The organism is Mycobacterium shunyiense, from assembly GCF_058270075.1.
This window is the reverse complement of record NZ_JBZDPU010000040.1, coordinates 290,795-316,369: the sequence shown is the minus strand read 5'-3', so window position 1 is coordinate 316,369 and position 25,575 is coordinate 290,795. Positions and strand designations below refer to the sequence as shown.

General features: G+C 68.2%; 31 protein-coding genes, 1 pseudogene and 1 riboswitch. Of the genes and pseudogenes, 17 read left to right on the top strand and 15 right to left on the bottom strand.

The genetic code is table 11. The annotated features are described in order from the left end of the window. Positions 1 to 6: 6 nt before the first annotated feature. Complete coding sequence (locus AC4ELH_RS32075; protein WP_498888829.1) at positions 7 to 942, bottom strand: type IV toxin-antitoxin system AbiEi family antitoxin domain-containing protein; 936 nt, start codon at positions 940 to 942, stop codon at positions 7 to 9. A gap of 206 nt (positions 943 to 1,148) precedes the next feature. Between AC4ELH_RS32075 and AC4ELH_RS32070 the strand changes: the two genes are divergently transcribed. Continuing rightward, entirely contained in the window at positions 1,149 to 2,060 is a 912-nt protein-coding gene (locus AC4ELH_RS32070; RefSeq protein ID WP_498888827.1) for an SAM-dependent methyltransferase, read from the top strand. 10 nt (positions 2,061 to 2,070) lie between these two features. Here AC4ELH_RS32070 and AC4ELH_RS32065 read toward each other — a convergent pair whose 3' ends face one another. Genes AC4ELH_RS32065 through AC4ELH_RS32055 form a run of 3 tightly spaced genes read right to left on the bottom strand, consistent with a single transcriptional unit; the run spans position 2,071 to position 3,616 of the window. Then, the gene (locus tag AC4ELH_RS32065; protein WP_064883646.1) at positions 2,071 to 2,346 is read right to left on the bottom strand and encodes a DUF2537 domain-containing protein; all 276 of its coding nucleotides are present in this window, start codon (positions 2,344 to 2,346) and stop codon (positions 2,071 to 2,073) included. Between the two features lie 20 nt (positions 2,347 to 2,366). Continuing rightward, complete coding sequence (locus AC4ELH_RS32060; protein WP_064883647.1) at positions 2,367 to 3,188, bottom strand: TrmH family RNA methyltransferase; 822 nt, start codon at positions 3,186 to 3,188, stop codon at positions 2,367 to 2,369. Next, entirely contained in the window at positions 3,185 to 3,616 is a 432-nt protein-coding gene (locus AC4ELH_RS32055; RefSeq protein ID WP_448448316.1) for an Rv0880 family HTH-type transcriptional regulator, read from the bottom strand. The genes AC4ELH_RS32060 and AC4ELH_RS32055 overlap by 4 nt, the downstream gene beginning before the upstream one ends. A gap of 85 nt (positions 3,617 to 3,701) precedes the next feature. Here AC4ELH_RS32055 and AC4ELH_RS32050 point away from each other — a divergent pair, with 85 nt between their 5' ends. Both AC4ELH_RS32050 and AC4ELH_RS32045 read left to right on the top strand, forming a co-directional pair. Further along, positions 3,702 to 3,965, top strand: coding sequence for a DUF2530 domain-containing protein (locus AC4ELH_RS32050; protein WP_064883649.1), 264 nt, complete (start codon positions 3,702 to 3,704; stop codon positions 3,963 to 3,965). 9 nt (positions 3,966 to 3,974) lie between these two features. Next, complete coding sequence (locus tag AC4ELH_RS32045; protein WP_064883651.1) at positions 3,975 to 4,427, top strand: SRPBCC family protein; 453 nt, start codon at positions 3,975 to 3,977, stop codon at positions 4,425 to 4,427. 79 nt (positions 4,428 to 4,506) lie between these two features. On the opposite strand, the gene AC4ELH_RS32040 is transcribed toward AC4ELH_RS32045, so the two are convergent. Continuing rightward, the gene (locus AC4ELH_RS32040; protein WP_135358798.1) at positions 4,507 to 5,289 is read right to left on the bottom strand and encodes a DUF3027 domain-containing protein; all 783 of its coding nucleotides are present in this window, start codon (positions 5,287 to 5,289) and stop codon (positions 4,507 to 4,509) included. A 141-nt stretch (positions 5,290 to 5,430) separates the two neighbouring features. On the opposite strand from AC4ELH_RS32040, the gene AC4ELH_RS32035 reads away from it, so the two are divergent. The 3 genes from AC4ELH_RS32035 to AC4ELH_RS32025 all read left to right on the top strand — a co-directional run bounded on the left by AC4ELH_RS32035 (position 5,431) and on the right by AC4ELH_RS32025 (position 7,984). Beyond that, positions 5,431 to 7,038 carry an MFS transporter gene (locus AC4ELH_RS32035; protein ID WP_463792711.1) on the top strand — a complete coding sequence of 536 codons (1,608 nt, stop codon included), beginning with the start codon at positions 5,431 to 5,433 and terminating at the stop codon, positions 7,036 to 7,038. Next, positions 7,038 to 7,526 (top strand): DUF2771 domain-containing protein, encoded by a 489-nt coding sequence (locus tag AC4ELH_RS32030; protein WP_064958952.1) that lies wholly within the window; start codon positions 7,038 to 7,040, stop codon positions 7,524 to 7,526. The genes AC4ELH_RS32035 and AC4ELH_RS32030 overlap by 1 nt, the downstream gene beginning before the upstream one ends. A 95-nt stretch (positions 7,527 to 7,621) precedes the next feature. Continuing rightward, positions 7,622 to 7,984: a hypothetical protein gene (locus AC4ELH_RS32025; RefSeq protein ID WP_110777391.1), complete on the top strand. Its 363-nt coding sequence runs from the start codon at positions 7,622 to 7,624 to the stop codon at positions 7,982 to 7,984. A 3-nt stretch (positions 7,985 to 7,987) separates the two neighbouring features. On the opposite strand, the gene AC4ELH_RS32020 is transcribed toward AC4ELH_RS32025, so the two are convergent. Both AC4ELH_RS32020 and AC4ELH_RS32015 read right to left on the bottom strand, forming a co-directional pair. Then, positions 7,988 to 9,010 (bottom strand): glutathione S-transferase family protein, encoded by a 1,023-nt coding sequence (locus tag AC4ELH_RS32020; RefSeq protein WP_498888822.1) that lies wholly within the window; start codon positions 9,008 to 9,010, stop codon positions 7,988 to 7,990. A gap of 85 nt (positions 9,011 to 9,095) precedes the next feature. After that, positions 9,096 to 9,506, bottom strand: a complete 411-nt coding sequence (locus AC4ELH_RS32015; RefSeq protein WP_055117540.1) for a cold-shock protein — start codon at positions 9,504 to 9,506, stop codon at positions 9,096 to 9,098. A gap of 162 nt (positions 9,507 to 9,668) precedes the next feature. Here AC4ELH_RS32015 and AC4ELH_RS32010 point away from each other — a divergent pair, with 162 nt between their 5' ends. The 4 genes from AC4ELH_RS32010 (at position 9,669) to AC4ELH_RS31995 (ending at position 12,609) form a co-directional block, all read left to right on the top strand. Then, positions 9,669 to 10,061, top strand: coding sequence for a YccF domain-containing protein (locus AC4ELH_RS32010; protein WP_448448314.1), 393 nt, complete (start codon positions 9,669 to 9,671; stop codon positions 10,059 to 10,061). Beyond that, positions 10,058 to 11,134, top strand: coding sequence for a GTP 3',8-cyclase MoaA (gene moaA, locus AC4ELH_RS32005; protein ID WP_448448313.1), 1,077 nt, complete (start codon positions 10,058 to 10,060; stop codon positions 11,132 to 11,134). The genes AC4ELH_RS32010 and moaA overlap by 4 nt, the downstream gene beginning before the upstream one ends. Positions 11,135 to 11,149: 15 nt before the next feature. Beyond that, complete coding sequence (locus tag AC4ELH_RS32000; RefSeq protein WP_236734791.1) at positions 11,150 to 11,398, top strand: MoaD/ThiS family protein; 249 nt, start codon at positions 11,150 to 11,152, stop codon at positions 11,396 to 11,398. Between the two features lie 248 nt (positions 11,399 to 11,646). Further along, positions 11,647 to 11,830, top strand: a riboswitch (cyclic di-AMP (ydaO/yuaA leader). Positions 11,831 to 11,838: 8 nt separating this feature from the next. Next, the gene (locus tag AC4ELH_RS31995) at positions 11,839 to 12,609 is read left to right on the top strand and encodes a transglycosylase family protein (RefSeq protein ID WP_064883666.1); all 771 of its coding nucleotides are present in this window, start codon (positions 11,839 to 11,841) and stop codon (positions 12,607 to 12,609) included. Between the two features lie 3 nt (positions 12,610 to 12,612). Here AC4ELH_RS31995 and AC4ELH_RS31990 read toward each other — a convergent pair whose 3' ends face one another. The 4 genes from AC4ELH_RS31990 to AC4ELH_RS31975 are packed head-to-tail and all read right to left on the bottom strand — an operon-like array spanning position 12,613 to position 14,199. Further along, the gene (locus AC4ELH_RS31990) at positions 12,613 to 13,041 is read right to left on the bottom strand and encodes a molybdenum cofactor biosynthesis protein MoaE (RefSeq protein WP_064883668.1); all 429 of its coding nucleotides are present in this window, start codon (positions 13,039 to 13,041) and stop codon (positions 12,613 to 12,615) included. Further along, positions 13,038 to 13,517, bottom strand: a complete 480-nt coding sequence (locus AC4ELH_RS31985) for a MogA/MoaB family molybdenum cofactor biosynthesis protein (protein WP_064883673.1) — start codon at positions 13,515 to 13,517, stop codon at positions 13,038 to 13,040. The genes AC4ELH_RS31990 and AC4ELH_RS31985 overlap by 4 nt, the downstream gene beginning before the upstream one ends. Further along, on the bottom strand, positions 13,514 to 13,999 hold the full coding sequence (gene moaC, locus AC4ELH_RS31980; protein ID WP_082941792.1) for a cyclic pyranopterin monophosphate synthase MoaC: 486 nt from the start codon (positions 13,997 to 13,999) through the stop codon (positions 13,514 to 13,516). Before moaC ends, AC4ELH_RS31985 begins: the two co-directional genes overlap by 4 nt. Positions 14,000 to 14,001: 2 nt before the next feature. Next, complete coding sequence (locus tag AC4ELH_RS31975; RefSeq protein ID WP_055117555.1) at positions 14,002 to 14,199, bottom strand: hypothetical protein; 198 nt, start codon at positions 14,197 to 14,199, stop codon at positions 14,002 to 14,004. 109 nt (positions 14,200 to 14,308) lie between these two features. Here AC4ELH_RS31975 and AC4ELH_RS31970 point away from each other — a divergent pair, with 109 nt between their 5' ends. The 4 genes from AC4ELH_RS31970 (at position 14,309) to AC4ELH_RS31955 (ending at position 20,132) form a co-directional block, all read left to right on the top strand. Next, entirely contained in the window at positions 14,309 to 16,567 is a 2,259-nt protein-coding gene (locus AC4ELH_RS31970; RefSeq protein ID WP_498888817.1) for a helicase-associated domain-containing protein, read from the top strand. Positions 16,568 to 16,611: 44 nt separating this feature from the next. Continuing rightward, complete coding sequence (locus AC4ELH_RS31965; RefSeq protein WP_498888815.1) at positions 16,612 to 18,045, top strand: alpha/beta hydrolase; 1,434 nt, start codon at positions 16,612 to 16,614, stop codon at positions 18,043 to 18,045. 93 nt (positions 18,046 to 18,138) lie between these two features. After that, complete coding sequence (locus AC4ELH_RS31960; protein WP_064959111.1) at positions 18,139 to 19,788, top strand: DNA repair helicase XPB; 1,650 nt, start codon at positions 18,139 to 18,141, stop codon at positions 19,786 to 19,788. After that, positions 19,785 to 20,132, top strand: coding sequence for a VOC family protein (locus AC4ELH_RS31955; protein ID WP_064958943.1), 348 nt, complete (start codon positions 19,785 to 19,787; stop codon positions 20,130 to 20,132). The genes AC4ELH_RS31960 and AC4ELH_RS31955 overlap by 4 nt, the downstream gene beginning before the upstream one ends. Before the next feature lies 1 nt (position 20,133). Here the strand turns inward: AC4ELH_RS31955 and AC4ELH_RS31950 are convergent, their stop codons facing one another. Further along, on the bottom strand, positions 20,134 to 20,478 hold the full coding sequence (locus tag AC4ELH_RS31950) for a cupin domain-containing protein (protein ID WP_064885597.1): 345 nt from the start codon (positions 20,476 to 20,478) through the stop codon (positions 20,134 to 20,136). Positions 20,479 to 20,689: 211 nt separating this feature from the next. Next, the gene (locus tag AC4ELH_RS31945) at positions 20,690 to 21,076 is read right to left on the bottom strand and encodes a hypothetical protein (RefSeq protein ID WP_131811676.1); all 387 of its coding nucleotides are present in this window, start codon (positions 21,074 to 21,076) and stop codon (positions 20,690 to 20,692) included. Between the two features lie 203 nt (positions 21,077 to 21,279). Here AC4ELH_RS31945 and AC4ELH_RS31940 point away from each other — a divergent pair. Then, a pseudogene (locus AC4ELH_RS31940) lies at positions 21,280 to 22,317 on the top strand (YbfB/YjiJ family MFS transporter); the annotation flags it as partial. Positions 22,318 to 22,356: 39 nt separating this feature from the next. On the opposite strand, the gene AC4ELH_RS31935 reads toward AC4ELH_RS31940, so the two are convergent. Next, the gene (locus AC4ELH_RS31935) at positions 22,357 to 23,289 is read right to left on the bottom strand and encodes a LysR family transcriptional regulator (protein ID WP_082941793.1); all 933 of its coding nucleotides are present in this window, start codon (positions 23,287 to 23,289) and stop codon (positions 22,357 to 22,359) included. A 117-nt stretch (positions 23,290 to 23,406) separates the two neighbouring features. Here AC4ELH_RS31935 and AC4ELH_RS31930 point away from each other — a divergent pair, with 117 nt between their 5' ends. Continuing rightward, entirely contained in the window at positions 23,407 to 24,120 is a 714-nt protein-coding gene (locus AC4ELH_RS31930; protein ID WP_498888811.1) for an SDR family NAD(P)-dependent oxidoreductase, read from the top strand. Then, positions 24,107 to 24,481, top strand: coding sequence for an SgcJ/EcaC family oxidoreductase (locus AC4ELH_RS31925; RefSeq protein WP_463792627.1), 375 nt, complete (start codon positions 24,107 to 24,109; stop codon positions 24,479 to 24,481). The genes AC4ELH_RS31930 and AC4ELH_RS31925 overlap by 14 nt, the downstream gene beginning before the upstream one ends. Here the strand turns inward: AC4ELH_RS31925 and AC4ELH_RS31920 are convergent. Beyond that, positions 24,462 to 25,451: an LLM class F420-dependent oxidoreductase gene (locus AC4ELH_RS31920; RefSeq protein ID WP_448448305.1), complete on the bottom strand. Its 990-nt coding sequence runs from the start codon at positions 25,449 to 25,451 to the stop codon at positions 24,462 to 24,464. The genes AC4ELH_RS31925 and AC4ELH_RS31920 overlap by 20 nt on opposite strands. Positions 25,452 to 25,575 lie beyond the last annotated feature (124 nt).

Sequence of the window (25,575 nt, the reverse complement as noted above, 5' to 3'; positions counted from 1 at the left end):
TCGAAGTCAGGCCGCCAGCTCGACGCCGGTGAACTCGCAGTCTGGTCCACAGGCGTGGCCACTCACTGTGATCCCGTGTCGCCGCATCACCTGGGCGATCTTCGCGGCGGTCCGGCACGGCCGGTCGAAAACCTGACGGTAGGACAGTCGGACGGTTGAGCGGCCGTCGACCGCGGCATCGAGATCACGCTCGACGTCGTTGTTTCGTGCCGATGCCGTGTTGTGGAACAGGAGGCCGTCGAGTTCGACCACGAGCCGTTGGCCGTACTCGGCATCGCGGTAGGTCACATTCACCGACGAGGTCGAACGCTTCTGACGAGCGGCCCGGGGCAATCCGTGCGCCCGTTCCACGCGGTTGAGGTACCCGTGCTCCAGGACCGAGCAGCTGCCCTCGGCGATGTCGACGATCACGGCCCGCAGCCAGCGTCGTCTGCGAACCCGCCGACGGGCGTCGAGGGCTCGCAGTAGATGTCGCGCGGTGGTGCGCCGCGATTGGCACGCGTCGGCCAGCACCGCAATCGCATCGAACTCGGATACGGCCCGACATGCGACGTCAAGGGCGGCTTCTTCAAAGCGCAGACGTGGCGGACCGACCTGCCAGAGCACCCGCTCCTGCAGGTGGGCCAGATGGTGGATGCGCACTCCGTGTGGTTCGGCCAGCACGCCCCGGTCACGGGAGACTGCGACATGGATCACCGCACCCTCGTCGGTCAACGCCGATTCCAGGCACAACGCTGCCGGAGCTGCGTAAAGCACTGCGGCCCACGCTCGTTGCAGCCAGGACAACGGTCCGGTGTGATCGACGTATACGCCGTCGTGGACCCGCGCCCAGTCATTGCGCCGGAGCAACCGTCGAATGTCGTGCTGCTGCAGCCCCGCATCCAGGGCCTGCCGACGCGAGATCACCCCCGACTGCCGCCGAAGCACGCCCTCGATGTCCACGCCATCGATGCTCGCCCACCGGCTCCGCCACGACCAGACCCGTTCCCCGCACCTGTGGACAACTACTTGTGCTGAAGATTGGGGCTACCAGATGACCCCAATCCTCAGCGCTGTCGGGCCGCTCTGTGACGCACGCGACAACCACGCACGCCCGCAAGTTAGTTATAGTAGCTAATAATTAGCTTTGCTATACATCTGGAGGGGCCATGCCACGCACCGAGAACGACACCTGGGATCTGGCCACCGGCGTGGGTGCCACCGCGACGGGCGTCGCCGCGTCCCGGGCGCTGGCCTCCAGCGCCGCCGAACCGCTGATCTCCGACCCGTATGCGCGGCCCCTGGTCGACGCCGTCGGCGTGGACTACTACGTCCGCCTGGCGCAGGGCGACCTGGTCGCCGACGGCGCCGCCGAGCCGCTCGATCCGCACGTGATCGCCGACGGCATGGCCATCCGCACCCGCTACTTCGACGATTTCTTCCTGACCGCCATCGACGCAGGCATCCGCCAGGCCGTCATCCTGGCCTCGGGCCTCGATGCCCGCGCGTACCGGCTGCCCTGGCCGGCCGGGATGACGGTCTTCGAACTGGACCAGCCGGCTGTCATCGACTTCAAGGGCCGCACCCTTGCCGGTCTGGGCGCCGCGCCGGCCGCAGAATTGCACGCCATCGGTATCGATCTGCGCCACGACTGGCCGGCCGCCTTGCTCGCCCGCGGCTTCGATCCGCAGGCCCCGACGGCGTGGATCGCCGAAGGGCTGCTCGGCTACCTGCCGCCGGACGCCCAGGATCGCCTGTTCGACAACATCACTGCGCTGAGCGCCCCGGGCAGCCGCATCGCCACCGACTGGATCACCGAGCACTCCGAGTTGGCCGAGAGCCGGATCCGGACCCTCACCGACCACCAACGCGAGCAGGGCCTGGAGCTGGACGATCTGTCAGACCTGATCTTCGAAGGCGACCGCCACGCCGTCGCGGAGTACCTGACCGCAACCGGCTGGCAACCCGAAACCACCACGGCCGAGCGGATGTTCGCAGTCCACGGCTTGCCGTTCCGCCGCGACGAGGCCGTAGCGGGACTGCTCGACGCCAACTACACCGCGGCAGAACTGGTGGCCTGAGCGGGCCGGGTCAGCCCTGGGTCAGCCCGATGGCCAGCAGCGCCAGCCACCCGGCCGCCACCCCCACACCCGATCCCAGCACGAACCAGCGCCACACCGGCCGGTGCCGCCAGCCCCATACCGTGGGGGCCAATCCGCCGACGGCCACCATGTTCAGCCCCACCGCCAGCAGCGGGTGCACGCGCAACAGCCCCATCCCGAGTACCACGATGGCCGCGGCGAGCACCGCTGCCACGAAACCGGCCACCGTCAGGCCGGTCGCCCACGGCGTGGAATCGTCGGTCACGGTGCCAATCTAACGCGAGTTCAGCTCCCGAGCCGGGCACGTTCATAGAACGCGAGCGCCGCCGCCGTGGCGACGTTGAGCGAATCCGTGCCGCGTGACATCGGGATGCGCACGCGCACGTCGCTGGCCCGCATCGTGTGCTCGGTCAGGCCTGGCCCCTCGGCGCCGACGAGCACCGCCACCCGGTCCCCTTCGAGCTGTGTCATCGCTTCGGACAGGGTCGCAGCGGCCGGATCGGGTGTCATCGCCATGAGTCGAAACCCCTTGTCCCGCAAGAGCTCCAGATCACCCGGCCATGAGGCGGCCCGCGCGAACGGAACCAGCAGGGCATGGCCCATCGACACCCGCACCGCCCTGCGGTACAGCGGATCGGCGCACCCCGCCCCGAACACCACGGCATCGACCGCCAACCCGGCGGCATTGCGGAAGATCGAGCCGAGGTTCTCGTGGTCGTTGACCCCTTCGAGCACCGCCACGGTGCGCGCCTCGGAGATCACCTCCGCCACCGACAGCTCCGGCGCCCGCGAGGCCGAGGCCAGCACGCCACGGTTGAGGTGGAACCCGACCGCGGCAGCCATCACGTCGGCGTCGGTCCGGTAGAACGGCACGTCCACACCCTCGAGGTCGGCGGCCAGTTCGGTCAGGCGCCGGTCCGTGCCCAGCAATGCGCGCGGGGCGAAGCGGGACGCCAGCATCCGCTGCGCGACCAGCACGCCTTCGGCGATCACCAGACCTTTGCCGCTGGGCAGATCGGGTCGCCGGTCCACGCTGTTGAGGTCGCGGAAGTCGTCCAACCGGGAATCGGCCGGATCGTCGATATCGATAACCTGCAGCAGACTCACACGCCTTCGAAGACCATGGCCGACATCAGATCGGCTGCGGTGATCAACGTCTGACGTTCGTCCGGGTCCAGCCGGGACAGTTGCGTCTTGAGCCACTCCTGGCTGGCTCGGCGCTCGGCCTCGACGAGGGTCATCCCGGCCGGCGAGGCGGACACCACGATCTGGCGACCGTCCAGCGGATGGGCGGCCCGCGCCACCAGACCCTGTTCGGCCAGTGAGGCGATCACCCTGGTCATCGACGGAGGACGCACCCGCTCACGCGATGCCAGCGCGCCCGGTGTCATCGCGCCCTCCTTGGCCAAGGTGGCCAGCGCCGAGAACTGGGTCAGCGAAACCGGGGATTCCGCACGCCGCGTACGTAATTGACGCGCGAGTCGAACAACTGCCAGCGCCAGATCATTCGCGAGCCGCGCCTCCGGATCCTTCACATCGGAAATAGTACTGAGGCGCCGAAGGTAAAGGGCTAAAACCAAGACCAATGAACGCCGACTGCATCGGATACGTTGGTCACCGATGACCGAGGACACCAATGACGCGCCGGAGCCCCAACCGCCGGCCCTGCCTGCCGCACTGCTCGAACCGTGGCCGGTGATTCTGGTGATCGCCACGGGCTGGCTGATCGCCACCGTCCTGACCTTCACGGTCAGCGGTCTGCAACACTGGCGGCCGTTCACAGTCGCCGGACTGGCGATCGGCGTTCTCGGCACGACCATCTTTCTGATCCAGCGCCGCGCCGTGCGCCGCGGATCCCGCGGTGCGCAAAGCGGATTGACCTGAGGAGACACCATGGCCGCACCCCTACTGCAAGCCACCATCGACATCGACGCACCGGTCGACAAGGTCTGGGGGTTGATCTCGGACCTCCGCCGGATGCCGCAGTGGAGCCCGCAGTGCCGGCTGATGAAGCCGCTCGGCCCGCTGCGTCCGGGAACCCGCACGTTCAACCTGAACCGGCGCAAGTTCGTGTTCTGGCCCACCACGTCACGTCTCACCGAGGTCGTCGACAACAAGAAGCTGTCCTTCCTGGTCGAGGGCAACAACACCGTGTGGAGCTACGAACTGGAACCGACGGGCAGCGGCACCCGGGTGACCGAATCCCGCCACGCCGAGAACGGCACCACCGCCGTGTCCAACGCTCTGGTCGGCGCATTGTTCGGCGGAGTCCCCAGCTTCGAGGACGAACTCGTCGAGGGAATGAACGCCTCGCTGGCCCGGATCAAGGCCGCGGCCGAGAACTGAGCAGAGCTCAGTCGGCGGGCCCAAATTCGCCTCAGTCGGCAGGGCCCAATTCGCCTCAGTCGGCAGGGCCCAATTCGCCTCAGTCGGCGGTGTCGAGCACACCGTCGTCGTACGGCTCGTACATCGGCGACCCGGTGCCGGGCGGTTGCGGGGTGTCCGAATGGGCCCCGCACCCGTACTCGGCCTCCACCACATGCCCGTCGGCCGACAGATCGTTGGCGCACACACCGAACATCACGCCCAGCGCCCCACCGAGCGGCAGATAGAAGCCACAGTCGCGACAGACCCGGCGCGTCGAGCGGGCCATCGCCGAACCCGGCCCGTAATCGCCGTCGTGCCAGCGCTGCGCCGCCTGCGCCCGACCCCACTCACTGAGCACCTGACGCCGGCCGAAGCCGAGCTCGAGGGCGGCATCGTCGATCAGCGGATCGCCGGTGGCCACATAGCCCGGGACCAGACGCGGATCATTGGGCGGCGGGGCCAACAGGTCGCCGGGCCCGAGGTCTCCAGGACGAACCCGGTCCTCCCACGGCACCCACTCGGGCGCCAGCAGCGCCGTCGGACCCGGAACCAGGACCAGCTCGCTGATCGTGGCGTGGTCGGCGCCGGGATAGGCAGCCACCACGACGGCCCACTGCCAACCTCGGTAACCGGGCAGGTCAGCCAGGAATCGGTGCGTGGCCGATGAGGCGTCCTCGATGCTCGCGCCGAGGTATTCGCCCACGGCGCCCTCGCCGCTGAACTCGATCAGCGCAGCGCGAGCCTGTTCGGCGGCACCCAACAGCACCGCCTCCTGCTCCTGCGACGGAGCCGCCGGGCTGGTCTCGGGTGTCTGCTCAGCAGATTCGGTCACGCTTTCCATCGCCTCCATAGTGCCTGATCGGGACGACCCCAGACCACACCGGTCGCCTGTCGGCCGCCTGCGCGCCCGATAAGAGAGAATCGGGGGGTGACCTACTACCCGCCGCGGCCGCCGGCCGATCACGGCGCGGAACATCCCGGAATGGCCAACTACCCCAGCGACGAGACGCCGCGGCGGCCACGCAGACAATCGGTGCCCAGCTCCAACCGCTGGCTGCCGCCGCTCGACGAGCAACACACGACCGCGCATCCGAGGCAGGACGACTCGCAACGCTCCCACGGCGTCGGCGCGGCAGCCGGTGAGAAGGTGACCGTCACCAGGGCAGCCGCGGCACGCAGCCGCGAAATGGGTTCGCGGATGTACGGTTTCGTGCACCGCGCGGCCACCGCCGACGGCGCCGACAAGTCCGGGCTGACCGCACTGACCTGGCCGGTGGTGGCAAACTTCGCCGTCGACGCGGCCATGGCTGTCGCTCTGGCCAACACGTTGTTCTTCGCCGCGGCCAGCGGTGAGTCCAAGAGCAAGGTCGCGCTGTACCTGCTGATCACCATTGCGCCGTTCGCGGTGATCGCTCCGCTGATCGGACCCGCGCTGGACCGCCTCCAGCACGGTCGCCGGATGGCGCTGGCGGCCTCGTTCGCGCTACGCACCGGGTTGATCGTGATCTTGATCGCCAACTACGACGGCGCCACTGGCAGCTATCCGTCCTGGGTGCTCTACCCGTGCGCGCTGGGCATGATGGTGCTGTCCAAATCCTTCTCGGTGCTACGCAGCGCGGTCACGCCGCGGGTGCTGCCCCCGTCGATCGACCTGGTCCGGGTCAACTCCCGGCTGACCACCTTCGGGCTACTCGGCGGCACCGTGGTCGGCGGCGGCATCGCCGCGGGAGCCGAATACCTGTTCAAGGTGGCTCAACTGCCCGGGGCGCTGTACGTGGTCGTCGCGGTCTCGGTGGCCGGCGCGGTGTTGTCGATGCGGATCCCCAAATGGGTCGAGGTCACCGAAGGCGAGGTGCCCACCACCCTGAGCTACCACGGTCAATCGGGCGGCCGGGACGAGATGCGCCGTCACCCCGGCAAGCCCAAGGCCGAACGTCAACCGTTGGGCCGCAACACCATCACCGCGTTGTGGGGCAACTGCACCATCAAGGTGATGGTCGGATTCCTGTTCCTCTACCCGGCTTTCGTCGCCAAGTCCCACGATGCCAGCGGCTGGGAACAGCTGCTGATCCTCGGACTGATCGGGGCCGCGGCCGGAATCGGCAACTTCGGCGGCAACATCGCCGCCGCCCGGCTCAAGCTCGGCCGTCCCGCACAACTGGTCGTGCGGGCCGCGGCCGCCGTCACGGTGGTCGCACTGGCCACCGCGCTCACCGGGAACCTGCTGGTGGCCGCCGGAGCGACCCTGATCACCTCCGGCGCCAGCGCCATCGCCAAGGCCTCGCTCGACGCGTCCCTGCAGGACGATCTCCCCGAGGCCTCGCGGGCCTCGGCTTTCGGCCGCTCGGAGTCGGTACTCCAGCTGGCCTGGGTGATCGGCGGGGCGACCGGGGTGCTGATCTACACGGACCTCACGGTCGGGTTCACTACGATCACGGCCGTGCTGATACTCGGACTGGCGCAGACGATCGTGAGCTACCGCGGCGAATCCCTGATTCCGGGCCTGGGCGGTAATCGCCCGGTCCATGCCGCACGAGAAGGCGGCAGCCGTCCCGCGGCAGCCCCGACAACAGCACAGTGGGAGTCCTGATGAAGCGTGTCCTTGCGGTCCTTGGGGCCGTGGTCGTACTGGCGATCGCCGGTACCGCGGTCGGGGTCTGGCGGCTGCACAGTGCGCAGGGCGACCGGCTTCCGGAGATCAGCGCGTACTCGCACGGACACTCGGTGCGGGTCGGCCCGTTCCAGTACTGCGAGGTGCTCAACCTCGACGACTGCAAGGAGCCGCGCGACACGGGCGAGTTGGCGGTCAGGAAGGACAACCCGGTGCAACTGTCGGTGCCCAGCGCGGTCGCCCGTGCACCGTGGCGGCTGCTGCAGGTGTACGAGAACCCGATCGACACGACGGTGTCGTACTTCGCACCCAAGACGACGCTGGCCGTGACCATCCCGACGGTCGATCCCAACCGCGGCCGGCTCACCGGCCTGGCGGTGCAGCTGCTGACCCTGGTTCAGGACCAGGACGGCCAGGAGTTCGCGCTGCCGCACGCCGAATGGTCGATCAGCACCGTCTGGCCCTGAGCCTCCGGCCGGTTGCTGTTTGCCTTGACAAGCAACGTCGGACCAGATCTCTCAGACCGCGATTTTCCGCGGTTGTGCAGCGTTAACGTAATTCCATGAGGCCACTGGCGGTGGGGCTGGCAATCACATTGCTGGCGTGCGGCGGCGTCGCGGGGGCGCTCGGAGCGGGGGCCGGCACCGCCCGGGCCTACACCTACGGCCCGTTCCAGTGGTGCCCCGGGCAACCCCTGCCGAACGACCCGCCAAGGTCGGATGCAGACCTCGTGTGGGACATGGGCATCTGCCACACCTACTACTTCGAATACGACGTGCGAACCCATGCCCCTGCCCACTACTGGGAGGGACCCAACCTGTTCCCGACGCCGATCCCGCCGCCTCCGCCGCCGGAGAATCCGCCGAACATCTTCGAGCAGTGCCCCGGACTCATCCCCTTCGTCAACTGCCTGCCCGGGCTCTAGCTTCTATGACGCGCCGTGCCCCTTTGGGACACGTTCACCCTCAGGCGTCGGCCCCGGCGGAGTGCCGTCACCGAAAGGCCTGCCGCCCAAGGATTCCCGACCGTGCGGCGTCAGCCAGTTGGCCAGGTCCGGGCCCTTGGGCACAATCTGCGTCGGGTTGATGTCCGAATGCACGACGTAGTAGTGCTGCTTGATCTGGACGAAATCGACGGTGTCGCCGAAGCCGGGCGTCTGGAACAGATCTCGCGCGTAGGCCCACAGCACGTCCATCTCGGCGAGCTTAGACCGGTTGCACTTGAAATGGCCGTGGTAGACCGGGTCGAACCGGGCCAGCGTGGTGAACAACCGGACGTCGGCCTCGGTGATGGTGTCGCCCACCAGATAACGCTGAGTGCTCAGCCGGTCGGTGAGCCAGTCCAGCGTCGCGAACAACCGGTCGTAGGCCTTGTCGTAGGCCTCCTGTGAGCCGGCGAAGCCGCACCGGTACACCCCGTTGTTGACCTCGGTGTAGATGCGCTTGGCCACCTCGTCGATCTCCGCGCGCAACGGCTCGGGATACAGCTGCGGGGCTCCCTCGCGGTGGTACTCGGTCCACTCGGTGGAGAAGTCCAGTGTCATCTGGGCGAAGTCGTTGGTCACCACCGCACCCGTGGCCACCTCGACGATCGCCGGCACGGTGATGCCCTTCGGGTAGTTCGGGTCGCGTTTGAAGTACGCGTCCTGCAACCGCGGAATCTTCAGCACCGGGTCGAGCCCACCGGGATCGAGGTCGAAGGTCCAGCTGCGCGCGTCGTGCGTCGGCCCGCAAAAGCCAATGGAGAGAACGTTTTCCAGGCCCAGCAGGCGCCGCACGATGATCGTGCGGTTGGCCCACGGGCAGGCCCGCGCAACGATCAACCGGTACCGGCCGGGTTCGACGGGGTAGCCGTCACGTCCGTCGGCCGTGATCCTGGTGGTGATGTAGTTGGTATCGCGATTGAACTCGCCGGAGCTGGACTTGTCGGCGACGTAGGTGCCCTGAGCCATGGACCCAGTCTGCCCGTCGAGCGTTGGCTGGTGTTCGAAAAGTCAGCGGATCCTCGAACACAAGCCGACGTTCGGCGCGGGAGTACTAGGCGTCGAGCTCCTGCGCGACAGCCTTGACCACCTCGGACACCCGGCGCGCGACCTTGCGGTCGGGGTAGCGCCCCTTGCGCAGCTCGGGCTGCACGATGTCTTCGAGCAGCGTGATCATGTCCGAAACCATGCCGTGCAGCTCATCGGGCGTGTGCTTGTGCTCGGGCCGCTCGGCCTCGCGCCGCGACCGGGCCAGACTCGGCGGCGGGTCGATGAGCTTGAGGCTCAACGCCTGCGGGCCACGACGGCCTGCCGCGACGCCGAACTCGACACGTTGACCGGCCTTCAGGCCTTCGACACCCGCGGGCAATGCCGAGGACCGCACATAGACGTCCTCGCCGTCCTCCTGGGACACAAAGCCGAAGCCCTTTTCGGCGTCGTACCACTTCACCTTGCCGGTCGGCACTGCACTCACCCGCTCGTCTTGTCAGAACTACCTACACACATAAAGTTCGCGCCCCGTCAGCGCCGGGACGCGATGGAGCGATCTTACTCGGCCCTCCCTGGGTGCTTCACCCCTATTACTCGGTAGGCTTGAAACCACCTCTGGAAGAGAGATGCGCCGGTAATGCGAGTGATTCTGAACATCATCTGGTTGATCTTCGGCGGCCTGTGGCTGGCGCTGGGATACCTGCTGGCCGCGCTGATCTGTTTCGTCCTGATCATCACGATCCCGTTCGGGTTCGCCTCGCTGCGCATCGCCTCCTATGCCCTGTGGCCGTTCGGCCGCACCATCGTGGACAAGCCGGGCACCCGGCCCGGTGCCCTGGTCGGCAACATCATCTGGATCGTCCTGTTCGGCTGGTGGCTGGCGCTGGGGCATCTGGTGAGCGCGGTGGCCATGGCGGTGACGATCATCGGTATCCCGTTGGCGCTGGCCGATCTCAAGCTGATCCCGGTCTCGCTGGTGCCGCTGGGCAAGGAGATCGTCCCGGTCGACTCGCCGAAGGTGCCGGTATGACGCTGACCTCGCTCGGGCTGCCCGCCGTGAGCGGGTCCGGTCGCCCATCGCTCGGACCGGCGCCGGCCAGCGGCCCTCTGCTGGACACCTACGGCCGGGTGGCCACCGATCTTCGGGTCTCGCTGACCGACAAGTGCAATCTGCGCTGTACGTACTGCATGCCCGCCGAGGGCCTGGACTGGCTGCCCGGTGACGCGCTGCTCAGCACCGACGAACTGAGCCGACTGTTACGCATCGCGGTCACCCGCCTGGGCATCACCAGCGTGCGGTTCACCGGCGGCGAACCGTTGGTCACCCGTCATCTGGAGGACGTGGTGGCCGCCGCGGCAGCGCTGGAGCCGCGCCCGGAGATCACGTTGACCACCAACGGCATCGGGCTGGCCCGGCGCGCCGCAGGCCTCAAACAGGCCGGGCTGGACCGGATCAACGTCTCGCTGGACAGTGTCGACGCCGCGCACTTCGCCCGCATCACCCGTCGGGACCGGCTGGCCGACGTGCTGGACGGCCTGGCGGCCGCCAAGGCGGCCGGGTTGGCGCCGGTGAAGGTCAACGCGGTGCTGGATCCGGTGTCGGGCCTCGACGACGCCGTGACCCTGTTGGGCTACTGCCTGGACCACGGATACCAACTACGGATCATCGAACAGATGCCCCTGGACGCCGGCCACACCTGGCAGCGCGGCACGGTGATCGACGCCGACACCATCCTGGCCACCCTCCGGAAGCACTTCGACCTGCGGACCGATCCGAAGCCGCGCGGCTCGGCGCCCGCCGAGCTGTGGCAGGTAGCCGCAGGCGCCGGACACCCCGCGGGCACCGTCGGGGTGATCGCCTCGGTGTCGCACGCCTTCTGTTCGGCCTGTGACCGCACCAGGCTGACCGCCGACGGCCAGATCCGCAGTTGCCTGTTCTCCACCGAGGAGAGCGATCTGCGCGCCCTGCTGCGCGGTGGCGCCGACGACGCCGACATCGAGGCGGCCTGGCGGACGGCGATGTGGGGCAAGCCCGCCGGGCACGGCATCAACAACCCTGATTTCGTGCAGCCCGCCCGGCCGATGAGCGCGATCGGCGGCTAGATGACAGGGCACACCATGGCCGTCACAGTCCGCTATTTCGCTGCTGCCGCCGCGGCGGCGGGAGTTGATACGGAAACGTTAGGTTTGGCGCAGGGCAGCACGATCGCGACGCTCGTCGAGCATCTCAGCGGTCGCGACGCGGAGCTCGGGCGCGTGCTAAAGCGCTGCTCATACCTGGCGGACGGGGTGGCCGTCCGCGATATGGACAAGCCGATATCAACGCACCAGACGATCGATGTGTTACCCCCCTTCGCCGGCGGTTAACGTGATTTGCATCACATAACGAAATGGTCACGAGCTGGCTACGGCGGGGTGGAGCGCCTCGCCCACCTGCGACAACGCAGAAATAACCTGCACCTTTAAACAACTTTTAGAGTTTGCTCGGATCGAAAACGCCCGAGGCCGCTAAAGGTGACGGGATAGCGGGCAGCAGTTACCGTTCATTCCCAAGTCAACGGACCCTAATCAGTTGGCCCACCCTCATACCGAAGCGCCGAGCTCCATCCATCGGGCAGGGGTTAACGACGAACAACAAGGATGGAGGCGGGGGACCCACCGGTCCACCGATTTACTTCAGGACCAGGAGCCGCTTGCGGCCCCTTGGGGTGAAGCCGTCAGAGTTTCGACGACGACGGCCGGGTGACCTCTCCCACCCGAACCCGACAGCTGACCTCGTGGGCGCATACGAGAGGACCTTCACGCTTATGAGTGGACGGCATCGCAAGCCCACCACGTCTTCATCAGCCAAGAACGTCGCGAAGATCGCGGTGACCGGCGCTGCGATCGCAGGCGGCAGCCTCGCGATGGCCAGCCAGGCGATGGCGGCGACCGACGGCGAGTGGGACACCGTGGCACGTTGTGAGTCCGGTGGTAACTGGGCAATCAACACCGGCAACGGCTACCACGGCGGCCTGCAGTTCTCCCCCAGCACGTGGGCATCCCACGGCGGCGGCGAGTACGCACCCAACGCCTACATGGCCACCAAGGAACAGCAGATCGCCGTCGCCGAGCGCGTGCTCGCCGGCCAGGGCAAGGGCGCTTGGCCGGTCTGTGGACGCGGCCTCTCGGGCGCCACCCCGCGCAACGTGGTCAATGAGCCCGCTCCTGCTGCCCCGCTGGATGCACCTGCGGTCAACGGCGAACTGCCGCCTCCGCCCGAGGCTCCCGCCCCGGCACCTGAGGCGGCTCCGATGGACGCCCCGCTGCCGCCGGCACCCGAGGACCTCCCGCCGGCCCCTGAGGCTCCGGCCCCGGCCCCCGAAGCCGCTCCGATGGACGCCGCGCTCGCCCCGGCCCCTGAGTCCGCTCCGATCGCCGACGCCTCGCTGCAGGTACCCGCCCCTGAGGCACCGGCTCCGGCTCCTGAAGAAGCACCCGCTCCCGCTCCTGCGGTACAGCCGGTCAGCTACTTCGATCAGATCCAGCAGGCCATCGAGAAGCAGGGCATCGACGGCAACATCGTCATCAACGGCTGAGTTTCAGGCCGAACCGACCCATTCGTCGGTGCCGTCGGAGAAGTACTGGTGCTTCCACACCGGAAGCCGCTCTTTGACGGTATCGACGAGACGGGCACAGGTTTCGAACGCCGCCCCGCGATGGTCCGCTGCCACAGCGGCCACCAGGGCGGCGTCTCCTATTTGTAGGGTGCCGATGCGGTGGCTGACCGCGATCGCCCGTACCCCGGTGGTCTGCGCGGCGACTTCGGCGGCAACTTCCTCCAAGGTCTGAAGTGCGTTGGGGTGCGCGGAGTAGTCGAGCCGGATGACCGAACGGCCACCGTCGTGATCACGCACCACCCCGGAGAAGCCGACCACGGCTCCGGCGGCCTCATGGGCCACCAGCGCCTCGTATTCGGTCAACGAGATCGGCGTCTCGGTCAGATCGACGCGTATGACGGATGCGTTCATCTCGTGTGGTCCTTACCGCTCAGCTGATCCAGCGCATGCTCCAACACTCCGGCCAGCACCCCCAGCCCGTCCTTGACCCCACCCGGCGAGCCGGGAAGGTTGATGACCAGAGTGCGCCCGGCGACGCCGCAGACCCCGCGGGACAACACCGCCGTGGGCACCTTGTGCACGCCGGCGCGACGGATGGCGTCGGCCAGGCCAGGGATTTGATAGTCGAGTACAGCGATCGTGGATTCCGGTGTCGCATCGGTGGGTGAGATGCCGGTGCCACCGGAGGTGATGATCAGGTCGACGCGCTCGGCCAGCGCGGCGCGCAGGGCATCGCCGACCGCGTGCCCGTCGGCGACCACCATCTGCTCGGTGACGTCATAACCGCGATCGGAGAGCCAGCCGACGATGAGGGGGCCGGTCCGGTCGTCGTAGACCCCTGCCGCGGCACGGGTGGAGGCGATGATGACCCGCGCCGACCGCGTCACCGCTGAGTTTTTTCCGACGGGCTTTCCCATACTCCCGTTTTACCGCCTTCTTTGCGCAGCACCTTGATGTCGTCGATGCGCGCCGCGGGGTCGACGGCCTTGATCATGTCGTACAGCGTCAGCGCGGCCACGCTCACCGCGGTCAGGGCTTCCATCTCGACGCCGGTGCGGTCAGTGCTGCGCACGGTCGCCGTGACGGTGACCTCGGCGTCGCGGGCGTCGAAGTCCACGTCGACGCCGGTCAGCGCCAGCTGATGGCACAGCGGAATCAACTCGGGAGTCCGCTTGGCGGCCAGGATCCCGGCCACGCGAGCCGTGGCCAGCGCGTCACCCTTGGGCAGGCCGCCCGAGGCGATGAGAGCCACCACATCGGGGCGGGTACGCACGGTGCCCACGGCGACCGCGATGCGTTTGGTGACGTCCTTGGCCGTGACGTCGACCATGTGCGCCGCGCCGGACTCGTCGAGGTGCGACAGTCCCACTACTACCTGTTGACGACGGTGGCCGACTGGATGAAGGGCAGCTCCTCGGCCGGCAACGGAAAGGTGAGGTCGCCGAACGGGGACAGCGCGCCGGTGCGGTCGGTGGCGAGCTCACTCACGGCGTGATCATCGCCGTCGGAGAGCACGGGCCAGCCGTTGTCGACGTAATGGTTCTTCTTGTTGTCAGCCACGCTCCACATTGTGGCAGGCTCGTTCACCGGAGGCGAGACCGGCGGGCCGGGGGTCCCTGCCGCTTGCAGGGGAGAGCCGGGAGAGGGATCGCGCGGGCTGCTTTACGCTGGTCAGGATATGACCGCCGCACAGACTCCCGGATTCCCGCTGGGTGCCTGGCTGTCCGACCTCGATGACAAGGCCCTGATCCGCCTCCTGGAGCTGCGGCCCGACCTGAGCCAGCCGCCACCGGGAACTATCGCCGCGCTCGCCGCGCGCGCGACCTCACGTCAGTCGGTCAAGGCTGCCACCGATTCCCTGGACTTCCGGCGGCTGGCCATCCTGGATGCGCTGCTGGTCCTGCACGCCGACACCCACGCGGTGCCGGTGTCGCAGCTGGGCGAACTGTTGGGCGACCGGGTCGGTGCGAACGAGCTTGCCGACGCGCTGGACGATCTGCGCGAGCGGGCCCTGGTGTGGGGCGAGGCCGAGGTCCGGGTGGCGCCCGAGGTGGCCGCGGGCCTGCCCTGGGTTGTCGGTCAGGCCACCGTCGAGGTGGCCGCGCGCAGTGCCGAGGAGATCACCGGCCTGCTCGACGGGCTCGACGACGCGCAGAACGATCTGCTGGCCCGGTTGTTGGAGGGTTCACCCGTGGGCCGCACCCGCGACGCGGCACCGGACACTCCGCCGGACCGGCCGGTGCCGCGGCTGCTGGAAGCCGGGCTGCTGCGCCGGATCGACGACGACACGGTGATCCTGCCGCGGTTGGTCGGCCAGGTGATGCGGGGCGAGGCTCCCGGCCCGGTCGAGTTGACCACGCCGGTGCTTCAGACGTCGTCGACGACACCGGCCGACGTGGACGCGGCGGCTGCCGGAGCGGCGATCGACCTGCTGCGCGAGATCGATCTGATCATCGAAACCCTCGGCAGCACACCGGTTCCCGAGTTGCGCAACGGCGGCCTCGGGGTGCGTGACGTGAAACGGTTGGCCAAGACCACCGGCGTCGAGGAACCCCGGTTGGGACTGCTGCTGGAACTGGCCGCCGGGGCGGGGCTGATCGCGGCCGGGATGCCCGAACCGGACCCGGGTGACGGGACCGGGCCGTACTGGGCGCCGACGGTGGCCGCCGACCGGTTCGTCGAATCCACCACCGCCACCCGCTGGCACCTGTTGGCCTCGACCTGGCTGGACCTGCCGGCCCGGCCCGCTCTGATCGGCAGCCGCGGGCCGGACAACAAACCGTTTGCCGCACTGTCGGATTCGCTGTATTCGACGGCGGCTCCCCTGGACCGCAGGCTGCTGCTGCGCGTGTTGGCCGAGCTGGCTCCGGGCGCCGGGGTCGACGGTGCGGAGGCCGCCCGGGCGATGGTCTGGCGGCGGCCACGCTGGGCGCTGCGGCTGCAACCGGACACCGTCAGCGGGTTGCTCGCCGAGGCGCACGCGCTGGGCATGGTGGGCCGCGGGGCGATCAGCACCCCGGCCCGCGGTCTGCTCGCCGGCGATCCCGACGAGGACGTGCTGGCCGCGATGGCCAAGGCACTGCCCAAACCGCTCGACCACTTCCTGCTGCAGGCCGACCTGACGGTGATCGTGCCCGGTCCGCTGGAGCGGGATCTGGCCGAGCACCTGGCCGAGGTGGCCACCGTCGAATCGGCGGGCGCGGCGATGGTCTACCGGATCAGCGAAACGTCGATCCGGCGCGCCCTCGATGCCGGGCGGACCGCCAGCGAGCTGCACACCCTGTTCGAGAAGCACTCGAAAACTCCGGTGCCGCAAGGGTTGACATATCTGATCGACGACGTCGCCCGCCGGCACGGCCAGCTGCGGGTCGGCATGGCCACGTCGTTCCTGCGATGTGAGGATCCGGCCCTGCTGGCTCAGGCGGTGGCCTCACCGGGTGCCGACCGCCTCGAGCTGCGGCTGCTGGCGCCGACCGTGGCGGTGTCCCAGGCACCCATCGCCGACGTACTGACAGTGTTGCGCGAGGCCGGATTCGCCCCGGCCGCCGAGGATTCCACCGGCACCGTCGTCGACATCAAGGCCCGCGGCGCACGCGTCGTCGCACCGTCCCGGCGCCGCGTCTACCGGCCGTCCACTCCGCCGACCGCCCAGACCCTGGGGGCGATCGTCGCGGTGCTGCGCAAGGTGGCCGCCGGTCCGTTCGCCAGCGTGCGCCTCGATCCGGCGATGGCCATCACCCAGTTGCAGGAGGCCGCGATCAACCAGACCTCCGTGGTGATCGGCTACGTCGACCCGGCCGGGGTCGCCACCCAGCGGGTGGTGTCCCCCGTCAACGTGCGCGGCGGCCAGTTGACCGCGTTCGATCCGGCCGCCGGACGGGTCCGCGAGTTCGCCATCCACCGCGTCACGTCGGTGGTGTCGGCCGACTCCGACTAGCCACGACACAGCGTGCTCACAGAGCGGTTCACCAATATGGCGGTGTGACAACGACGTTGACGGCAGCGGATCAGGTACCCCCGGCCTACCGGGGAGTGTCGCTGCTGCACGGTTGGCTGCCCCCGACATTGTGGGCGCTGGCGGGCGTGGCGTTGATCGTGGCGATCGGCTGGCGCACCCGGCGCTGGCGCCTGATCTGGCTGCCGTGTGCGATCGCGGTCGGCCTCGGCCTGACGGCATGGGCCCGCTGGTTCGTCCATTCGCAGGGTCTCGCGGGCGATCCCGCACCGGCGGCGTTGTGGATCTGGATCGGGCTGACCGGATTGGCCGTGGCCGTGCTGGCCCTGGGTTGGCGCGGCAGTCGCTGGCGCCGGCGGGCCGCCTCGGTGGCAGCGGTTCCGTTGTGCCTGCTCAGCGTGGGAGTCGCGGTCAACCTCTGGGTCGGCTACTTCCCCACGGTCACCACCCTGTGGAACGAGGTGACGGCCGGCCCGCTACCGGGTGAGACCGACCTCGCCACCGCTCTCGACCAGCGTCAGCGCGGTGAGATTCCGTCCCAGGGCGAGTTGGTGTCCGTCACGATTCCCGCCGACGAGTCCGGCTTCAAGCACCGCGACGAACTCGTGTACCTACCGCCGGCCTGGTTCGCGCCCTCGGCGCCCGCGCTTCCCGTGGTGATGATGATCGCCGGCGAATTCAACACCCCGGCAGATTGGGCGCGCAGCGGCAACGCGATCGCCACCATCGACGCTTTCGCCGCCGAGCACGGCGGCAACACCCCGGTGTTCGTCTTCGTCGACGTCGGCGGCTCCTTCAACAACGACACCGAATGCGTCAACGGCCCGCGCGGGAATGTCGCCGACCATCTCACCAAGGATGTACCGCCGTATCTGACCAGTACCTTCGGCGTGCGCGACACCGGCTGGGGTGTGGTCGGCTGGTCGATGGGCGGGACCTGCGCGGTGGACCTGACCGTGATGCATCCGGAGTTGTTCAGTTCGTTCGTCGACATCGCCGGGGACACCGGCCCGAACGCGGGGACCAGGGAGCAGACCATCGCGCGCCTCTACGGCGGGGACGCCGCAGCCTGGGCCACCTACGACCCGGCCACCGTGATCGACAAACACGGCAGATACCAGGGCGTGTCCGGCTGGTTCGTGATCTCCTCGGACGCCCCGGTCAAACACGGGGCGCACCCGGCCAATCCCGATGCGGTGGGCCTCGGCGGGCAGGACGCCGGGGGCAACCCTGGCGATCAGACCGAGGCCGCGCACACCCTGTGCGACCTGGGCCGCAGCCACGGCATCACCTGCGCGATCACGGCGCTGCCGGGCAAACATGACTGGCCGTTCGCCGAACAGGTGTTGAGCACCACGCTGCCCTGGCTGGCCGGTGCGGTCGGTACCCCGGGAGTGCCGCAGCGACCGCTCCCGGCCGGTGGCGCACCGCCGCCGGCACCGACGGCCGCCCCGCGCTGACCCCGCGCTGAATGCGCGTGTCGGCCGATTCGGGATAATGGGATCCGATGAATTCTCCCGCGATGCGCGCGATGAGTGGATGGGATCCCGCGAATGACTGACGGCCCACTGATCGTGCAGTCCGACAAGACGGTGCTGCTCGAGGTCGACCACGAGCAGGCCGGGGCGGCCCGCGCCGCCATCGCACCGTTCGCCGAACTGGAACGCGCCCCCGAGCACGTACACACCTACCGCATCACCCCGCTGGCGTTGTGGAATGCCCGCGCGGCCGGCCACGACGCCGAGCAGGTGGTGGATGCACTGGTCAGCTTCTCGCGCTACCCGGTACCGCAGCCGCTGCTGGTCGACATCGTCGACACCATGGGCCGTTACGGGCGGCTGCAGCTGATCAAACACCCGGCGCACGGATTGACGCTCGTCAGCCTCGACCGTGCCGTGCTCGCCGAGGTGCTGCGCAACAAGAAGATCGCCCCGATGCTGGGCGCGCGCATCGACGACGACACCGTGATCGTGCACAACAGCGAGCGCGGCCGGGTCAAGCAGATGCTGCTGAAGATCGGCTGGCCGGCCGAGGACCTGGCCGGTTACGTCGACGGCGAGGCCCATCCGATCGAACTGGCCCAGGATGGCTGGGCGCTGCGCGACTACCAGGAGATGGCCGCCGACTCGTTCTGGGCGGGCGGCTCCGGCGTCGTCGTGCTGCCCTGCGGGGCCGGTAAAACGCTGGTCGGGGCGGCCGCGATGGCCAAGGCCGGCGCGACGACGCTGATCCTGGTCACCAACACGGTGGCCGGGCGGCAGTGGAAACGCGAACTGGTGGCCCGCACCTCGCTGACCGAGGACGAGATCGGCGAGTACTCGGGTGAGAAGAAGGAGATCCGGCCGGTCACGATCGCGACGTACCAGGTGATCACCCGCCGCACCAAGGGCGAATACAAGCACCTGGAGATCTTCGACACCCGCGACTGGGGCCTGATCATCTACGACGAGGTGCATCTGCTGCCGGCACCGGTGTTCCGCATGACGGCCGACCTGCAGTCCCGGCGGCGGCTGGGCCTGACCGCGACGCTGATCCGCGAGGACGGCCGCGAAGGCGATGTGTTCTCGCTGATCGGGCCCAAGCGCTACGACGCACCGTGGAAGGACATCGAGGCCCAGGGCTGGATCGCCCCCGCCGAGTGCATCGAGGTGCGGGTGACGATGACCGACAACGAGCGGATGCTCTACGCCACCGCCGAACCCGAGGAGCGCTACAAGCTGTGCTCGACGGTGCACACCAAGATCGCGGTGGTGAAGTCCATCCTGGAGCGCCACCCCGGCGAGCCGACCCTGGTGATCGGCGCCTACCTGGATCAGCTGGAGGAACTGGGCGAGGAACTTGACGCCCCGGTGATCCAGGGGTCCACGAAGAACGCCGAGCGCGAGGCCCTGTTCGACGCGTTCCGCCGCGGCGAGATCTCCACGCTGGTGGTCAGCAAGGTGGCGAACTTCTCCATCGACCTACCGGAAGCATCTGTCGCCGTTCAGGTTTCAGGGACTTTCGGCTCCCGCCAGGAAGAGGCGCAGCGGTTGGGCCGCTTGCTGAGGCCCAAGGCCAACGGCGGCGGCGCGGTGTTCTACTCCGTGGTGTCACGCGATTCGTTGGACGCGGAGTACGCCGCCCACCGCCAGCGCTTCCTGGCCGAGCAGGGCTACGGCTACGTCATCAAGGATGCCGACGACCTGCTGGGGCCGGCGATATGACAGTGTCGCGGGTGATGCCGGTGCTCACGGTGTCCGACCTCGCCGCGACCGCCGCCGCATACACCCAGACCCTCGGGCTGACCGAGGTGATGAACCACGGCTGGATCGTCACCCTGGCCGACGCCGAACTCCGTCACCAGGTGAGTCTGATGACCAAAGACGCGACGGCGCCGGTCAACCCGTCCGTCTCCATCGAGGTCGACGACGTCGACGCGGCATATGCCGCCGCGGTCGAGGCCGGCTTGGAAATCGTGCATCCTCTCAGCGACGAGGAGTGGGGTGTACGGCGGTTCTTCTTCGCCGATCAATCGGGCAACGTGGTCAATGTGCTGAGCCACCGCTAAGTCAGGTGTGCGGCCCCATCGCCTTGACGACGGTGAGCAGCACCACTGAATCGGTGAGCGCATGCAGGCTGTGGCGGGTACGCGGGATCACGATGTGATCGCCGGGCGATCCTTCCCAGCTGGCGTCGGAATTGGCCAGCTTCACCCGGCCCTCGATCACCTGAAGCGTGGCTTCACCGGGGCTCTCGTGCTCGTCGAGCCCGGTACCCTCGGTCATCGCGATCAGGGTCTGGCGCAGCTGGTGTTCATGCCCGCCGTAGACGGTGTGGGCACTGCGTCCACTGTTGGCCGTGCGGGCTGAGGCCAACTGCTGACGGGCAATCGCGGTGAGCGAGATCTTCTCCATACCCAGAATCGTGCCACTTCCGGCAGCCCCGTAGGCGTGGGGTCGCGATATGTGTTCGAACGCGATTCAGGCCGGTGCGGGCAGCACTTTGTCGGTGAGCAGTTCGACGGACTTCCATGCCGTCGACACCCGGCGCCGCCGGCAAGATCGTCGTGACATTCGACTGACCCCGCCGACGGCGCCGGAACGTCCTGAGCGCACCCGCGGAATTTCAAATCACGCGGAGTGAATCTCCCTCGTAACCGAACCGGCACCGGAGTTGGACGAGCAACCGCTCGGCCTCGGCGATGCGCGCGTGCAGACGAAGCAACGCTTCCGGCACCGGCGCGTCAGCCACCCGGCTGCGTTCCCGAAGCCGCCGCCACCGCTGTTCGGTCGCGGCCAGAAGGTCCCGCAGCTCGGCGATTTCGCCGATCAGAATGTCCTCGAACAGGCGCGATTGGGCAACGTCAGCGCTGTGCACGGGCCGGGAACAGTCAATCGGGGCGGCCGCGCGGGAAGCCGTGCGCGGCAAGGGGTTGAGCACCGTGGCCAGGTCGGCCCCGACTGTTGGGGCGGATACGCTTCCGCTCCCGAACTCCCGTGATATCAGCGTCACGTGGGGATCATGGAGCACATCGCGGTGCCAATCCACCGCACGTTTCACCCGACATACCTTTTGCGGCCATCTGCCAGTCACGCGATGTACGTTTGACGACCTTTCCGCGCGGCCATGTCGATACCTGCGGTGGGAGGCTGGACCTCCCAGCTGTAAGACAACTGGACGTGGCAGGGCCGGCCACCGCCGCAGACCATGGGGCAATGCCAAAAGCCCCCTGGTTGCACGTCGCCCGTACGGCCGCTGTGCTGGCCGCCGCGATGGGGATCGGACGTTTCGTCTACACCCCGATCCTGCCGTTGATGACCGCGCAGGCCGGACTCAGTCCCCAGTCTGCCGGACATCTGGCTACCGCCAACTACATCGGCTATCTGGTGGGCGCGGTGGCCGGAGCGTTCTCGCCCCGGCTGTCCCGTTCGATGTCGGCGTGCCGGGTCTCGCTCATCGTGTTGGTGGTCAGCCTGGCAGCAATGCCATTGACCGGCAATGCCTTCGGTTGGATGGCGCTGCGCCTGGCCGCCGGGGTGGCCAGCGCCCTGGTGTTCGTCATCGCCGTCAACACGGTGTTGGACCATCTGCACGGGCACCCTGCCCATCTGCCGGGCTGGGCGTTCGGCGGAGTCGGCGTCGGCATCGCCCTGTCCGCCGGCCTGGTGTTCGGCCTGCCGGCCCGGGCGGGATGGCAGGGCGCGTGGTGGTTGGCCGCCGGTTGCACCGCGGCGTTGAGCGTGGCCGCCTGGTTCATGCGTCCGGCTACCACCCCGAGCGAGGTGAAAGCCCATGCCGACCAACCCAAGACCACGCGGCGCCCCTTCGCCCTGCTCTTCGGCAGCTACACCCTCGAAGGCATCGGCTACATCATCGCCGGCACCTTCCTGGTGGCTGCCATCGCACAGAACTCGCCGGGCCGGCTCGGTATCGGCGCGTGGCTGGTGGTCGGATTGGCGGCGATTCCCTCTGCCGCACTGTGGGCACGGCTGAGCTCCCGCTACTCCCATCCGGTGCTGCTCACCGGGGCGCTGCTGTTACAGGCCGGGGGAATCGGGCTGGCCTGCACCGGAAGCGGCGTCGCGGCCGTCCTCGGTGCCGTTCTGTTCGGCGGGACCTTCATCGGTATCAGCACCCTGGCCCTGGCGGCCGGGCGGCAGCTCCAGTTCCCAGGCGCAGTGGCGCTGCTGACCGCGGGTTACTCCGTCGGCCAGATCATCGGGCCGGTCGCGGTGTCCCCATTCGTGCACAACGGTTTTCGGATCGCGCTGGCGGTCGGAGCGCTGGTGGTGCTACTCGCCGCGATCGCCGCGCTGGCGATACGGGTCGTCGGCGGGCAGCCACGTTCCGTCCTCGCGGACGCCGAGATCACCGACGCCGCGCGTGAACGCCTCGACAACCGCGCGCACGGACGCACTGTCCTCATCGCGACGCCAGACCAATGACCACGTCCACAACGGCACCGGGGCCAGCACCGGACGCCGGACCAGGCCCTTGGGCAGCGCCGCGTCCTGCCCCTTGGGATTGTTGAGAACCGGACGCCGCAGTTCACGGACATGCTCGAAGAACGTCGGCCCGGTAACGCCGCCGTCGTCGGTCCGCATGACGCGTGCCCCCGTCTCGGCGGCGAACTGCTCGCCGTACCGGTTCCACGAGGACCAGCTGGTGTCGTCGGCATCCACCAGGACCAACACGTCGGCGGCGTTCACCGGCGTCTCGTCGGCTCCCGCGGACAGGGCATAGAGCCGGTCGACACCCATCAACCGGGCATCGAGCCCCAAGGCCGTGAGGTCGGAGTTCTGCACCCAACAGATCGCCAGGTCCAAGGTGCCGTCGGCCACCCGCGCGGCCTGGGCGTGCGACGGCATCACCCAGGTGTCCACCCGCAACTGCGCCACCCCGGCGGCTCGCTCGGCCAAATCTGTGGGGCGCCAGTTGACGTACCCGATCCGCACCGGCTCTGACACCGCCAAACCTTGTGCCTGCCTGCGCAGTTCGTCGGCCTGGTGAATCAGGTCCCGCGCCCCGGGTAACAGTGCGGCACCCGCTTGGGTCAGCGCAACCGAGCGCCGGTCACGGTCGAACAGCTGCACCTTGAGGTCGCGTTCCAGCGCCTTGATCTGCTGGGACAACGACGGCCCGGCGATACGCAGCCGCTCGGCGGCGCGGCCGAAGTTCAATTCCTCCGCGACGGCGACGAAGTACCGCAACTGGCGCAGTTCCACCGTCGCAGCCTATTAGGCAGAACCTCTCAGCAACGAGCCATCCCGTCACATCGGACGGACATCGCCACGTACTGCGGCCGCGTTGAACGGTACATCGGACCAGAAAGGACCACCCCAATGAGCACCACACCGCACGTCGCAGTCATCACCGGCGCCTCGCAGGGCATCGGCGAAGCTCTGGTGGCGGGTTACCGCAAGCTCGGTTACGCCGTCGTCGCCAACTCCCGGACGATCGGCGAGAGCGACGATCCGATGGTGCTGGCGGTCGCCGGCGACATCGGGCAGCCCGGTGTCGGTCAGCGGGTGATCGACGCCGCCGTGCAGCGATTCGGCCGGGTCGACACGATCGTCAACAACGCCGGCATCTTCATCGCCAAACCGTTCACCGAGTACACCGACGCCGATTACGACGCCGTCACCGGCGTCAACCAGCGTGGATTCTTCGAACTCACCCGAGCCGGGATCAAGGCCTTCGAGTCGCACGGCGAGGGCGGCCATGTCGTCACCATCTCGACAAGCCTGGTCGACCACGCAAATTCGCAGGTGCCGTCGGCACTCGCGTCGCTGACCAAGGGCGGGCTGAACGCCGCGACCAGAGCACTGGCAATTGAATACGGGTCACGCGGGATCCGCGCCAACGCGGTGGCATTGGGCACCATCCGCACACCCATGCATTCGCCGGAGACACACGAGTTCCTCGACGCGCTACACCCGGTCGGCCACATGGGCGATATCGACGATGTCGTGCAAGCGGTGCTGTACTTGGAGCAGGCCGGATTCGTCACCGGGGAGATCCTGCACGTCGATGGAGGTCAAAGTGCCGGGCATTGAGAACACCGAGCAGATCCTGCGCGAGGTACTCGACGAGTGGCGGGCCGGAATCGCCACGCACGATCCGCGACGGGTGGCCGCGGTGTTCACCGAAGACGCGATCTTTCAGGGCCTGCACCCGCACAGCGTCGGACGCCAGGGGGTGATCGACTACTACGAATCCCAGCCGGCCGGGCTTACGGTGGCCTACTCGTTTCACGAGACCCGTAGGCCCGCCGACGATGTGGCGCTCGGCTACCTGCGCGCAGACTTCACCAGGCCCGACGGCACGGTGATCCCGCTGAATCTCAGCGTGCTGGTGACCGGCGGCGAGGCAGGCTGGCGCATTGCGTTCTATCAGGTCAGCCCAGCGCAGGGATGACCTCACGCTCGAACAACTCGATACCGGACCGGTCGTACGCGGCCTCGGGGAAGTACAGAATGGCGTACTCACACCCGAGGTCGCGCAGCCGCTTGAGCTTCTCGATGACCTGTTCGGGTGTGCCGCTTGCCGATTCGGGTGCGGTGACGTTGGCCAGCATCGCGTCGACGGCAGTCTCCCCGGCCACCGGGACCTGCCGAGCCCGCAGCCGCGCGACGCGTTCGGCTACGTCGGCCTCAGATTCGCCGACGATTGCGTTGAAGTTGGCCGATCGCACTATCGCGGCGTAGTCGGTGCCGACGTCGCGACAGTGCCCGGCGAGCACCTCAGACTTGTGCGCGAATCCCTCGGGTTCGGAGGTGAAGTTGGTGTACTGCGCATACTTGGCCGCGATGCGCAGCGTGACCTTCTCCCCGCCGCCGGCGATCCACATCGGAATGCCGTTGTCCTGCAGTGGCTTCGGGGCCACAATGGCACCGTCGACCTGATAGTGCTTGCCGTCGAAGCTGACCCGCCCGTCCCGCCAGGCGTCGCGCATGATCTGCACGCCTTCGTCGAGCCGGCCCAACCGCACCCCGGCTGACGGGAACCCGTAGCCGTACGCGCGCCACTCGTGCTCGTACCAGCCGCCACCGATACCCATCTGCACCCGGCCACCCGAGATGATGTCCGTGGTGGCGGCGACCTTCGCCAGGTAGGCGGGGTTGCGGTACGACATCGCGGTGCACATCTGGCCGAGTTTGATGCGCGACGTCGTCGCCGCGTACGCAGCCATCAGCGACCAGGCCTCATGGGTGGCCTCGTCGGTCGGCACCGGAACAGTGTGGAAGTGGTCGTAGACCCACAGTGAGTCCCAGGCGCCCGCGTCGGCGTAAGTGGCCAGGTCACGCATCACCGACCAGTGGTTTTCGGTGGGAATGTCGACCAGGTCGAGACGCCAGCCCTGCGGGATGAAGAGTCCAAAGCGCATGGACCCCGACTTTACGACGCCGGGCGCCCAGTGGCCAGATGTCGCACACAATTTGGCCGTGGCCGCGCAAAAACTGGCCATTCGACATCTGCCATCAGCTGAAACCGTTGTCGGGCAAGTTTTT

Excerpts from the sequence above, each read along its gene's own strand:
- AC4ELH_RS32070 (WP_498888827.1), top strand. The coding sequence starts at position 1,149 with ATGCCACGCACCGAGAACGACACCTGGGATCTGGCCACCGGCGTGGGT.
- AC4ELH_RS32050 (WP_064883649.1), top strand. The coding sequence starts at position 3,702 with ATGACCGAGGACACCAATGACGCGCCGGAGCCCCAACCGCCGGCCCTG.
- AC4ELH_RS32045 (WP_064883651.1), top strand. The coding sequence starts at position 3,975 with ATGGCCGCACCCCTACTGCAAGCCACCATCGACATCGACGCACCGGTC.
- AC4ELH_RS32040 (WP_135358798.1), bottom strand. The coding sequence starts at position 5,289 with ATGGAAAGCGTGACCGAATCTGCTGAGCAGACACCCGAGACCAGCCCG.
- AC4ELH_RS32035 (WP_463792711.1), top strand. The coding sequence starts at position 5,431 with ATGGCCAACTACCCCAGCGACGAGACGCCGCGGCGGCCACGCAGACAA.
- AC4ELH_RS32030 (WP_064958952.1), top strand. The coding sequence starts at position 7,038 with ATGAAGCGTGTCCTTGCGGTCCTTGGGGCCGTGGTCGTACTGGCGATC.
- AC4ELH_RS32025 (WP_110777391.1), top strand. The coding sequence starts at position 7,622 with ATGAGGCCACTGGCGGTGGGGCTGGCAATCACATTGCTGGCGTGCGGC.
- AC4ELH_RS32020 (WP_498888822.1), bottom strand. The coding sequence starts at position 9,010 with ATGGCTCAGGGCACCTACGTCGCCGACAAGTCCAGCTCCGGCGAGTTC.
- AC4ELH_RS32010 (WP_448448314.1), top strand. The coding sequence starts at position 9,669 with ATGCGAGTGATTCTGAACATCATCTGGTTGATCTTCGGCGGCCTGTGG.
- moaA (WP_448448313.1), top strand. The coding sequence starts at position 10,058 with ATGACGCTGACCTCGCTCGGGCTGCCCGCCGTGAGCGGGTCCGGTCGC.
- AC4ELH_RS32000 (WP_236734791.1), top strand. The coding sequence starts at position 11,150 with ATGGCCGTCACAGTCCGCTATTTCGCTGCTGCCGCCGCGGCGGCGGGA.
- AC4ELH_RS31995 (WP_064883666.1), top strand. The coding sequence starts at position 11,839 with ATGAGTGGACGGCATCGCAAGCCCACCACGTCTTCATCAGCCAAGAAC.
- AC4ELH_RS31990 (WP_064883668.1), bottom strand. The coding sequence starts at position 13,041 with ATGAACGCATCCGTCATACGCGTCGATCTGACCGAGACGCCGATCTCG.
- AC4ELH_RS31975 (WP_055117555.1), bottom strand. The coding sequence starts at position 14,199 with ATGTGGAGCGTGGCTGACAACAAGAAGAACCATTACGTCGACAACGGC.
- AC4ELH_RS31970 (WP_498888817.1), top strand. The coding sequence starts at position 14,309 with ATGACCGCCGCACAGACTCCCGGATTCCCGCTGGGTGCCTGGCTGTCC.
- AC4ELH_RS31960 (WP_064959111.1), top strand. The coding sequence starts at position 18,139 with ATGACTGACGGCCCACTGATCGTGCAGTCCGACAAGACGGTGCTGCTC.
- AC4ELH_RS31955 (WP_064958943.1), top strand. The coding sequence starts at position 19,785 with ATGACAGTGTCGCGGGTGATGCCGGTGCTCACGGTGTCCGACCTCGCC.
- AC4ELH_RS31950 (WP_064885597.1), bottom strand. The coding sequence starts at position 20,478 with ATGGAGAAGATCTCGCTCACCGCGATTGCCCGTCAGCAGTTGGCCTCA.
- AC4ELH_RS31930 (WP_498888811.1), top strand. The coding sequence starts at position 23,407 with ATGAGCACCACACCGCACGTCGCAGTCATCACCGGCGCCTCGCAGGGC.
- AC4ELH_RS31920 (WP_448448305.1), bottom strand. The coding sequence starts at position 25,451 with ATGCGCTTTGGACTCTTCATCCCGCAGGGCTGGCGTCTCGACCTGGTC.